This is a genomic window from Alcaligenes sp. 13f, assembly GCF_020496585.1.
Lineage (GTDB): Bacteria > Pseudomonadota > Gammaproteobacteria > Burkholderiales > Burkholderiaceae_B > Alcaligenes > Alcaligenes phenolicus.
In genome coordinates this window covers 1-11,031 of sequence record NZ_JAHKKC010000006.1, presented here as the reverse complement: position 1 = coordinate 11,031, position 11,031 = coordinate 1, and the positions used below count along the sequence as shown (strand labels likewise).

The following is an 11,031-nucleotide window of genomic DNA, read 5'->3' as shown; positions in this document are numbered from 1 at the left end:
ATAAAAAAATCGGCCCTTGGAGGCCTTGAATACCTGAAGTATAGAGCTTTGTCGCGGCAAGAGGAGCGGCCAAAGCCGGGACCTGAGAGTACAATTGGCGGCTTTATTCCATTCTTAAAGTGACCCACCCATGATCCGTAGCATGACCGCGTTTGGCAGCGCCAAGGCCGAGTCCGAAGCAGGCACCATCAATATCGAGATGCGCAGCGTCAACAACCGCTTTCTGGACCTGAATCTGCGTTTGCCCGAGGAACTGCGCTTTGCGGAGAATCTGCTGCGCGAGCTGGCCGCCCAGGGCGTACAGCGCGGCAAGCTGGAATTGCGGGTCAACTTTGCCCGTAGCGGCACGGATCAGCAACGCAGCCTGGATATGGAAGCGGTGGAGCGCACGGCACAGATGCTGCAAGTGGCTCGCGTCGCCATTCCTGACCTGCCTGCACCGGAGCTGCATACCTTGTTGAGCAATCAAAGCGGCAATAATTCGGGCATGGACCCCGAAGTCTGGCTGCCCATGATCAGCCAGGCTTTCGAGGCGGCCTTGCAGGATTTTCAGGCGACCCGAGAGCGCGAAGGCCAGCGTCTGGCACAAGCCATGCTGGATATTCGCCAGGACATGAGCGCCATTGTGGACGAGGTCGAGCAGCACCTGCCCTCGATTCTGACCGAGCAAAAGAACAAGATTGCCACCCGCTTGCATGACGCCTTGCTGCAAGCCAGCCCGGATGGTTTTGCCCTGATTTCGGGCGAAGAGCTGTCTGCCCGCGTCGCCCAGGAAGCGGCTGTTTTCTCCCTGCGTATTGATGTGGCCGAGGAACTTGCTCGCCTGCGTTCGCATTTGACCGAGCTGGAGCTGATTCTGAACGGCGATACCAGTGTGGCGTCCAACAAGAAAAGCACGCGCCAAGGCAGTACCGGCAAGCGTTTGGACTTCCTGTTCCAGGAGATGAACCGTGAGGCCAATACCCTGGGTTCCAAGGCAGGCAGCATGGACATGACGCGTGCCTCTATCGACCTGAAGCTGTGCATTGAGCAGCTGCGCGAACAGACCCAAAACATCGAGTAAAACCAGCCAGCAGCGTATTTTTTGTCTGCCAGCTGTTTGTTTCTTCAGTTGCTGTGTGCTTAAACCGCCGTAAACCCCAGGTTTTATGCGGTTTTTTCAAGAAAACCGTCTTGCTCAGGCCAGGCGGTTTTTTTGTGGGCTTTTTCTGAACAGCCCTAAACTCTCTGCTGCTGTTTTTTTTGAAAGTGGTCTAGTAAAGCCAGGAATAAATACAGACACTTTATAAGCCGCCTTAATATATAAAAATAAAATAGCGATTTTTAAAACAAAAAAATAAAACAAAAATAAGAAATGGTTTTTATAAATAATGAATCCGATTTTAAAAGTTTAAAAACGAATCACCGGTTTTAAATAAATTCATGCTTAATTATCTGTCTGCTAATTAGGTGGCTTGCCGGTTTTGTCCTGGGATTTTCTCGACAAGGCCAGGTAACACGTCACCTTTTTGACAGTTGTGTTTCTGGTTTTAAAACGGCGGTTTTTTCTGGCCGCTGTCTGAATGCCCTGCTCGGCCCCTTGGGTTTTTCTCCGCTTTTTTCTGCCTCCGTCCTTCCCGTACAATAGCCAGCGCTGTGCTGCTCTTAGGCGGCTTATTAAAGGACAGAAAACACATGAATTTCATTTTTCGTGAAAATGAAATATTGGTCAGCAGCCAGGAAGGACAAGCCTTGATTCCTGCCAAACCCGCACTGGATTTAGCGCCGGCGCAATGGCATGCTCTTTCTCCAGGTGACGATTGTCAGGATTTTGCCTGCCACGTAGCGGCCGAGACCCCGGCTCCGGATGGCTTTACCTTCCGTCACTTGCGCGGCGTGCTGTCGCAGTTGGGAGATCAAGCCAGTATGGTGAATCGGGCTTTTCAAGTCTCGGAATGGGCGCGCAGCCATCGTTACTGTGGTGTGTGCGGTTCGACCATGGAGCGTGTGAAGCATGAACTGTGCTTTCGCTGCACCTCTTGTGGTTTCTCGGCCTATCCCCGCATCTCCCCGGCCATGATGGTACTGATCCGCGACAAGGACCGTATCTTGTTGGCCAGTCACTCCACTTACGCGACGGCGCGCTACACGGCTCTGGCCGGGTTTGTGGAAGCCGGTGAAAACCTGGAAGAAGCCATTCACCGTGAGGTTATGGAGGAAGTGGGGCTGCGCGTGGACAATATTCAGTATTTCGGCAGTCAGTCCTGGCCTTTCCCACATTCTTTAATGGTGGCTTATACCGCCGAGTACGCCGGGGGGGATTTGCGCATTCAAGCTGACGAAATCAATGACGCGCGCTGGTTTGGCCCGGGTGACGCCCTGCCCGATCTGCCCCATACAGACTCCATTGCGGGCCGTTTGATTCGGGCCAATTTACCGGGCCAGGCCAAGACTTAAAGCGCGACTCAGGTTGCCAGATGGGCGGCGACATTGCGCAGCATACGGCCCAAATCCTCGCGCTCATTCGGATTGAGCACCGACAGAGCATCATCAATCATTTTTTTGGCGGCGGGCCAGACTTGCGCATAGCGCTCACGGCCTGTTTCGCTCAGGTACACACGCATATAGCGGCTGTCGTTTTCGTCCGTGCGGCGCTGCACCAATTCGCGTTCTTCCATTTGGTCAATCACCCGGCTCAAGACCGGCTGATGTACCACGATGGCCTTGGCAATTTCCCCGATGCTGCGCCCGTCCTTATCCCACAGGTACTGCAAGACCCGAAAGTGTACATAGGTCATATTGTGTTCACGCAGGGTGGTCGATCTTAGCGTTTGGTCCAACTTGTAGATAATGTTGGCCATCTGGAAAGCCAGATTGGTTTCTACGCTGCTGTCAGGGATGGAGACGGGAGTTTTGCTCATAATGCCTTGGGAGAGTCAGTCCTGCGCTTGCCGCCCCATGAAACCGGAGCGACAAGCGGACCGTCAGTATACTAGCAGAGCTCTGCTTGGACGGTTCCGGTAGGCGTGTGACTGGCGGCGCGGAAAATCTGCGCGTAGCTCCAGGGATTGGCCATGGCAGAACGCACGACCTGCGTACGCACGGCATCGGGCAAGGCACTGATCTCGCCATACAGACAGGACCACTTCTGGCAGTGCTCCACAATCTCGCGTTCATTGTTTTCCCAGGCTTCCAGAGCTTCAGGGATATCGCGCGCATCCTGTACCTTTTCCAGGAAGGTGGCCAGAGCCAGACCATTTTGCATGGCCATGCCCCCACCCTGCCCCAGGTTGGGCGGTTGAGCGTGGGCGGCATCACCCAGAATCGCCGTGCGTCCACTGGACCAGGTTTTGCAACGCGTCACACTGTAACGACCCCAACTGACCGGGCCATCAGCACGTTCAATCAGGTGCGCCCAATGCGGGAACAAGGCGGACCAGTATTCCTTGTCGATCTGGGTATTGCTGGCGCGCACATCGTCGTGCGGGCAAGTCAGGGCCAGATAGGTTTGGGTTTCGCTGACCGGCGTAATCAGCAAGCGATGCAGACCGTTCCAGTTCTCGATGTATTTTTGAGCATCTTGTTCATCGGTGTCGCCTGGCTTGCGCTCGATCATGGTGCGCAGGGCTCCCTCACGGGTTTGCTCGTGCACCAGTTCCAGACCCAGAGATTGGCGGATGCGCGACCAGATACCATCGGCACCCACGACCAGATCAGCGCGTAGACGCTCGCCCGAGGCCAGTTGAACTTCCCCGCGTGCGCTGGCGGCGATGACTTCGACATTGGTGCGAACTTTCACGCCCGCGCGCTTGCCCGCTTGCTCCAGCGATTTCAGCAATTGCGAGCGCATCACGGTAATCAGGCGACGATCGGGCGGTGTGGGGCCGCAATCGATAACTTCATTATTCAGATCGCGCTGCTCAAAATGGCTACCGTAGAAAGCGCCTTCAATCGCTTGTTCGTAAGCCCCCAGGGCTTTCAGAACGCGCAGGCCGTTTTCCCAGATATAGATACCGGAGCCATTGGCGCGCAATTCAGACTGGCGTTCCAGTACGGTGACATCCCAGCCGCGTTGCGCCAAAGCGGCGGCGGTTGCCAAGCCACCCAGGCCACCGCCTGCGATCAAGGCACTTAGTTTTTTATCGGACATGCTGATTTCCTTAAACTTGCGCCCACAAAGGCAAAGAGTGATTGCTATCCAGAACGCGGTCGCCAGCCAGATTCACGTACCACTCGCTGAGCAAACCATCGGGATCACGCAAGAAGAAAGCGCGCTTCCAAGGCAGATTTACATCGTGAACGGGAGTGATGTTCCGGGCTTTCAGGCGCTCCAGTGTTTGTTCCAGATCCTGGACGCTGGCCAGCTCGAAACTGCCATGCGAGAAGGAGGCTTCTTCGTCACGGACCAGGATCAGGCTGTAATCATAATTGGCCAGACCGGCACGCAAGTAGACAACGTGTTCGTTTTCATAAACTACTTCCAGGCCACCGACGTCGGTATAGAAGCGGCGCATGGCGTCCAGTTGGGCGGTACGCAATACGGCGTGGGTGACGCGGCGTGGTTGCACCGGGGCGTCGGCCACGGTTTCCAGAATCGGGTCGGAATCGTAGCGGCCTTCGGTAAAGGGTTCCTGGCTTTCAGGGTCCCAGCGGCTGGTCAGCAACTCCATGGGGCCACCCAGCACGCTACGCCAGTCTTTAATGGTGTCGCAGTAGAACTCGTTGTAGTTGCCATCGGGGTCAAACATATAGACGCTATGGGCCACTTGGTGATCCACGGTCATGTCAATGTCGCGCCCCTGCTCTTTTGCGCGCTTCCAGCCTGCAACCAGTTCAGCCTCGTTTTCCAGCTCCCAGGCCAGGTGATTCAGGCCGGGTTTCAGGCCGATTGTTCCGGGCAGTTGCAGCAGACCATCGCGGCCATAGCGATTCACGCCTTTGGTCGTTTCCATCATGCCCAGGTCATGAGGCGTGTGGCCGGTACCCAAAAAAGTGGCCACCAGATCAGGTTCGGTAAATTCCACTTTCAGGCCGCAAACCTGGCTGTAAAAATTTTCACCGCGTTGCAGCTCATCAACCCACAGGTTGACGTGGCCCAGACGGCGGGGCTCAAAGCACGCGGTTTGGGTGGAGTGGGAAGTTGCTTGTGTCATAGTCTCTCCTCCTGGGTATGACGATTCATGGTCTGCAACACGGCCAGCGTCAATGCGCTGTCGCTCTGTTCCAGATCCATCAAGACGTTGAAATGATTACGGTTCGGCACGGCCATGCTTTGCAACAGGCAGCCCGCCAGCTCGCATTGCCGGGCGTAGTGACGGCTTTGTTCTTGCATGACGGCCGGTTCCAGTGCGCCCCAGGCCACCAGCACAGGAACTCCCTGCGCGGGGGGATGCAAGGCCGGGCTGTAACGTTGGGCTTGTTCTTCGTCCAGCTGCAGCCAGTCATTCACGGCGGTCTGCAAGATGGGATGCAAATCCATCACGCCGCTGAGAATGCTGGCGCTGTGGATCAGACGCTGTTCACGTTGGGCATCGGCCGCCAGCAACATGCCGCTTAAATGGCCTCCTGCCGAGCTGCCACTGATATGAATACGCTGCGGGTCGCCATTAAATTGCGCTGCGTGGGCGTGAACCCATTGCAAGGCGCGTTCGCATTGCGCCACGATTTGCGGCAAGCGGTAAGCCGGAGCCAGACCGTAGTCCAGGCAAATCACCGTGGCACCGGCGGCATGCAGGCTTTGCGCCATCATGGCCGAGTCGTCCTTGGACAACATGCGCCAGTAGCCACCATGAATGAAGAGATAAACCGGGGCACCGGCCTGGCTGGCCGCATAGATATCCAGTTTTTCTGCCGGGTCATCACCGTAAGCGTGGGTGCTGAAACAGGTGCCCAAGGCAGCGCGGGCCCGTTCGCTGGCCTGCTTGTAGGCGGCCATTTCAGCGTCAAAATCAGCCACCGAGGCCTGGAGCCGGTATTGCTCCAGGTCTGCCGGATCGAAAACGAGTTTGTTCATTTCTTTATTCCGCCTGTGCCGATGGCAAGCGGTTCAATAGGAGGAAACCAATGAAGACCAGCACTTCCACAGCCAGGAAGCTGCCAAAGGCCCAGATGTAGGAACCAGTCAGGCTCAGCAGCAGGCCCAACAAGGACGGTGCGACGAAGGTGGCGAACACACCGCCCATCTCGGCATAGCCAGCGGCACAAGGGCCCAGGTTCACGCCATAGCGTTCACCCACGTAGCTGAAAATGGCGCCGCCATGAAACACCCCTACGCCGCAAAGAATGGCCACGATCAGCAAGCCGCTGTAGGGCAATGCCTGCCAGGCAACCAGAACGCAGGCGCTGGCCGCCAGAATGGTGAGCCACATGCCCACACGCATCACGCCAACACGGGTGAAGCGATCGCTGACGTAACCACCCAGAATCAGGAAAAAGACTTGGGACAAACCCATGATGGTGCCGAACAAGGGAGCCTGTTCGGGGGCCATTTTCTGCACATCAATCAGGGCAGGAATCAACCAGGTAGCCGTTGCCGCAACCGAGAACAAGGCACCAAAAATCGCCAGAATGCCCACCCAAATCCAGGGACGTGCAGCAATGGAGCGCAACACACCGGCATCGGTTTTGATCTTGTCGTGTGGATCTTGATAAGGACCGGCGCGTACCACCAGTTGCGTGATCAAACAGGCGCTTAACGTCAGCCCGCCCAGAACCAGAAAGAAAGCGCGCCAGCCATGCGCCATGGCGTAAGGCAGACCCAGGGCAAAATCCAGGGTAATGGCCAGCGAATAGGCGGCCAGAATAATGCCCAGCACCAGGCCCTGGCGGCGTGGCGCAAACCACTGCATGACGATTTTCATGGACCCGACCCAGACGGCGGAGTCAAAAAAGCCCACAACCAGACGTAGCAGAAAGAGCTGCGCGAAATCTTGCGCCTGAGTTTGCAACAGCATCAGCAAGCCGCTGCCACCCAAGCCAATCAGGTACAAACGGGCCGAACTCATGGAACGACCACGTGGTGCCCAGAACAACATGCCCAGCGCGAACGAAACACCGAAAGCGCCCTGCACCAAGCCAGCTTGCGCGGGGCTAAGTGACAGGTCTGCCGACACAATTTTGATAACGGCTGCAAAGCCATAAAAGTCGGCCGCCAGGCACATTTCGCCCATCACGGCCATCAACAGCATGAGCAAGGCCACTGTGCCGCGTGGCTTGGCCTTGTCGAGCGGACTACCCATAACCCCCTGTTCCACCATGTCATCCTCTCCTTTTGGATAAATGTTCAAGCAGAGTGCTTGTCAGACACACTCTTTAATTGCTTTAAACATGAAGGATTATGGTGATTCGGCTTAATCTATGTCAATACATATGTATTGGTATATACCCTATGGTGAGGGGCCTTACGAATGGCATGTCAGGGTTTTTCTCAGGTCCTTTTCAGGGGTAAAGCCAGGCAAATAGCGGCCAGAACGGCACAAATAAGGGTCACATCAGCCAGATCCCCCCACAAGGCTGACAAGGCCAAGCCCAGACCCAGCAGAAGGCTGTACATCAGGCCAAAGACCGCACCTGCCATACCCGCTACCGAGCGATAGTGCTGCAAGGCGCCGGACAAAAGGTTAGGAATGGCGACCGCGTAAGCCAGCGCAAGCAGCATGGCCGGTAGCAGAAAAATCAGGTGTTTGCCTGCAAATTCCAGACCAACAGCCGATACCGCCAATAGCGCGATGCCTCGCCAGATCAGATGGTGAGATGACTGCCCCGCTGCCAGCCAGCGGCGGTTCAAAAACGCACCCATGAACGTGCCCGCAGCCAACAGGACACCAGCAATCATCATGGGTCGGTTGTCCGAGCCCAGGCCTTGCAGCAAGAAGGGAGCCCATTGATAAAACGCAAAAATCGTGGTGTTGAACAAAGCTACCAGCAAGGCCGATTGCCAGATCGCGGGATCTTTCAACAAGCGAATCAGAACCTGCCACAAACTGCTGTGCTGAATTTGTGCGGGGCAGGTTTCAGGAAGCTGCAATAGGCTGATGCCCAGCAGAACCAAGGCCAGAACCAGCAAGCCGATGAAAACTGGCATCACTTCAGCACCCGAGGACAGGACCACACCCATGACCAAACCCAGCAAAGGACTTAGCGCCAGCGCCGCTCCAATGGTGCCGAAAATCTTGGCCAGTTCTTCGGCCTGATAACGGTCCCGCAACATGGTTTGCACGCCAATGGAGCCGACCGCCGCACCAAATGCGCTAATCATGCGGGCCAACAAGAGCACAGTGAAGTTCGGGCTGAACAGGGCCAGCAGACAGCCCAGTCCATACACCGTCAAACCAGCCAGAACAGTTGGCCTGCGCCCTGCCCGGTCGCATAGCCAACCCCAGAACAGTACACCGAGCGCAAAGGCAATAAAGTAGACGGACAAGGTTTGCCCCGCCTCACTGGCCGATACCGCGTAGCTCTGGGCAATAAGCGGCAAGGCGGGGCTATAGGCGGTCTCCACCACCTGCGGAAACATGATCAGAGCGATCATCAAGAGAAGAAAACGAGTCATGTCAATTCACACATCAATTTGAAAAGAATCAGCGTAGCTCTGGTCATTTTTTTCTATTACACGTATTCTGATTAAAAACCCATGAAATCGGACAATCATGCCTTGGTTAGAAGTCAGTGCCCCCTTTCCCGATCTGACAGGCCGCCATGTGCTGGGTATTGCCGCCCGTTTGGCGCAACATGATTCCGGCCTGCACCAACATCCCTGGGGTCAGATCCTGTACACGCACAGCGGCTGCATTACTGTCACCCTGGATCAGCAATTGTGTTTGTTGCCGCCAGGGCGCTTGATCTGGATTCCCGCTTTGCTGCCGCATCAGGCGCAAATGAGCGAACAAGTAGATTACCGATCGGTGTATCTGGACCCGACCCACTACCCTGATTTACCCCTGGAGGTCCAGTTGCTGGCAGCGAACGATTTGCTGACCGCCGCGCTGGACCGTATCGCTCAAGCGGATCTGGATGAAAACTGGGATCAGCCTCCGGGCTTGCATGTCATGCTGGTCTTGCTGGACGAGCTGCAACGCGCACCCGATCAAGCCCTGTTTTTGCCCTTGCCCCAAGATAGCCGCTTACGGCAAATCCCGCTGGATACGCTGCCCCCCGCCCTGAATGAATTGGCAAGTTATTTGGGAGCGAGCGAGAAAACAATCAGCCGATTGTTCAAGCGGAATACCGGCCTGAATTACCAACAGTGGCGACAGCAATGGCGTTTGCTCAAGGCAATTGAGCAACTTTCTACCGGGGGCCAGGTGACCCGCCTGGCTGCGGACCTGGGCTTTGCCAGCGACAGCGCTTTTATTGCCTTTTTCAAGGAGCAGACAGGGCTGACTCCCGGCCATTACGGTCGGCAAAAACGCTATTTTGATTAGCCCTTTATAAGGATAAGCATCGCACTGCACTAGGGGATTCAACTAGTATAAGTGTCAAAGAATTGCTCCGTTTACTGTATATGGCAGTGCTATGATCAGTCGCTATTACGACTAAAAAAGAGAGGGGACCCTATGAAGCATTCATTTCGCCTGAGCCTGTTGGCAGCAACATGTTTAATGGCCGGTACGGCTTTGGCGCAAGCCAGCAATCCCATGATGGATACGGCTTTGAGCAAGGCCGATGCGCTGGAGCAGCAGGTTATTGAATGGCGCCGCCACATTCACCAGAATCCCGAGTTGTCTTACCAAGAGCACAACACAGCCGCCTATATCAAGGCGGCCTTGGAAACGATGCCCGGTTATCAGATCCAGACCGGCATTGCGCAAACTGGCGTCAAGGCCGTATTGAAAGGTGGAAAGCCGGGCCCGGTTGTGGCCCTGCGAGCCGATATGGATGCCCTGCCTGTACAGGAACGCAATGACCTGCCCTTCAAGTCCGTTGCCAAAGGCACCTGGCAAGGCAAGGAAGTGTCGGTATCGCACGCTTGCGGTCATGATACTCACGTGGCCATGTTGTTAGGCGCAGCCAAGGTGTTTTCGGACATGCGCGATGAACTGCCCGGCACGATTGTGCTGCTGTTCCAGCCTGCGGAAGAACAAGGCCCTGGCAAACCTTTGAGCGGTGCCAACGCCATGATGGCCGAAGGCGTGCTGGACCAGCCTAAAGTGGATGTGGTGATGGGCCAGCACATTGGACCCTCCTACCCTGCTGGCAGTATCGGCTACCGCCAAGGCAGCCTGATGGCCAGTGGCGATGTGTTCTCCATCTCTTTGGCTGGTAAAGGCGGCCATGGCTCCTCGCCCTGGAATGCGGCCTCGCCCGTGGTTGCTGCGGCTGAAACCGTTGTGGCCTTGAACAACATCATTGCCCAGCGTACCAATCCCCAGGACGGCACCACAGTAGTGACGGTAGGCTCGTTGCAAAGCGGTAACCGCCCCAATGTATTGCCAGAAAGTGCTGACATCAGCGGCACCGTGCGCTCCTTGTCCAAGCAGAACCAGGCAACGGCACATGAGCTGATTCAGCGTTATGCGCAAAACATTGCTGCGAACCATGATTTGAAGGCCACTGTGCGTATCGACACGGGCTATGAAGTTCTGGTCAGCGATCCTAAAGCCACCCAAACCGTGATTCCAGCTTTGGATCTGGCTACTGACGGGATTGGTGCCAAGGAAGTGGCTCCTGGCATGGGCTCCGAGGACTTCGGTGCGTTTGGCAAGAACGTGCCCGTGGTTTTCTGGCGTCTGAACGCCTCGCCCTATTCGGACAAGATGGGAGCACCTAACCATTCGCCTGAATTCATGATTGATGAAAAGGCTTTGCGCATCGGCACTCGTGCTTTGGTGGCCAGCTCTTTGACTTATATGATGGATCACAAAAAACCGTAGCCATCTTGATGGTTTCAGATGGAGAACAAAAAAACCGCGCCATTTACGGCGCGGTCAGACTGCTGACAAACCCTCCCATAAAACAGCAGGCTTGTTCATAATACGTTCATGCTTAAGACCCCGACTGCTTATCAACATGAATGGGAAATGGTCACGCTGGACTCCTTGGTTCCGGGCGACC

At 55.7% G+C, this 11,031-nt stretch carries 10 protein-coding genes; 4 read left to right on the top strand and 6 right to left on the bottom strand.

What is annotated here, in order from left to right; all coding sequences use genetic code 11:
• The first annotated feature begins 130 nt into the window (after nucleotides 1–130).
• Both KOE80_RS06330 and nudC read left to right on the top strand, forming a co-directional pair.
• Nucleotides 131–1,063, top strand: a complete 933-nt coding sequence (locus KOE80_RS06330; protein WP_063690191.1) for a YicC/YloC family endoribonuclease — start codon at nucleotides 131–133, stop codon at nucleotides 1,061–1,063.
• 611 nt (nucleotides 1,064–1,674) lie between these two features.
• Nucleotides 1,675–2,436 carry an NAD(+) diphosphatase gene (nudC, locus tag KOE80_RS06325; RefSeq protein WP_060185054.1) on the top strand — a complete coding sequence of 254 codons (762 nt, stop codon included), beginning with the start codon at nucleotides 1,675–1,677 and terminating at the stop codon, nucleotides 2,434–2,436.
• Between the two features lie 8 nt (nucleotides 2,437–2,444).
• Here nudC and KOE80_RS06320 read toward each other — a convergent pair whose 3' ends face one another.
• From KOE80_RS06320 to KOE80_RS06295, 6 genes are all read right to left on the bottom strand, one after another.
• The gene (locus tag KOE80_RS06320) at nucleotides 2,445–2,900 is read right to left on the bottom strand and encodes a MarR family winged helix-turn-helix transcriptional regulator (protein WP_035273713.1); all 456 of its coding nucleotides are present in this window, start codon (nucleotides 2,898–2,900) and stop codon (nucleotides 2,445–2,447) included.
• Nucleotides 2,901–2,971: 71 nt separating this feature from the next.
• Nucleotides 2,972–4,129: an FAD-dependent monooxygenase gene (locus KOE80_RS06315; protein ID WP_045931363.1), complete on the bottom strand. Its 1,158-nt coding sequence runs from the start codon at nucleotides 4,127–4,129 to the stop codon at nucleotides 2,972–2,974.
• A 10-nt stretch (nucleotides 4,130–4,139) separates the two neighbouring features.
• Nucleotides 4,140–5,132 (bottom strand): VOC family protein, encoded by a 993-nt coding sequence (locus KOE80_RS06310; RefSeq protein WP_226348647.1) that lies wholly within the window; start codon nucleotides 5,130–5,132, stop codon nucleotides 4,140–4,142.
• Complete coding sequence (locus KOE80_RS06305) at nucleotides 5,129–5,992, bottom strand: alpha/beta hydrolase (protein WP_162090358.1); 864 nt, start codon at nucleotides 5,990–5,992, stop codon at nucleotides 5,129–5,131. The genes KOE80_RS06310 and KOE80_RS06305 overlap by 4 nt, the downstream gene beginning before the upstream one ends.
• A gap of 4 nt (nucleotides 5,993–5,996) precedes the next feature.
• Nucleotides 5,997–7,235 carry an MFS transporter gene (locus KOE80_RS06300; protein ID WP_226348646.1) on the bottom strand — a complete coding sequence of 413 codons (1,239 nt, stop codon included), beginning with the start codon at nucleotides 7,233–7,235 and terminating at the stop codon, nucleotides 5,997–5,999.
• Between the two features lie 170 nt (nucleotides 7,236–7,405).
• Nucleotides 7,406–8,530: an MFS transporter gene (locus tag KOE80_RS06295; RefSeq protein ID WP_226348645.1), complete on the bottom strand. Its 1,125-nt coding sequence runs from the start codon at nucleotides 8,528–8,530 to the stop codon at nucleotides 7,406–7,408.
• A 97-nt stretch (nucleotides 8,531–8,627) separates the two neighbouring features.
• Between KOE80_RS06295 and KOE80_RS06290 the strand changes: the two genes are divergently transcribed.
• A complete protein-coding gene (locus KOE80_RS06290) occupies nucleotides 8,628–9,401 on the top strand; it encodes an AraC family transcriptional regulator (protein ID WP_226348644.1) in 774 nt (257 codons plus the stop codon).
• 132 nt (nucleotides 9,402–9,533) lie between these two features.
• Nucleotides 9,534–10,850: a M20 metallopeptidase family protein gene (locus KOE80_RS06285; RefSeq protein WP_026482608.1), complete on the top strand. Its 1,317-nt coding sequence runs from the start codon at nucleotides 9,534–9,536 to the stop codon at nucleotides 10,848–10,850.
• Nucleotides 10,851–11,031 lie beyond the last annotated feature (181 nt).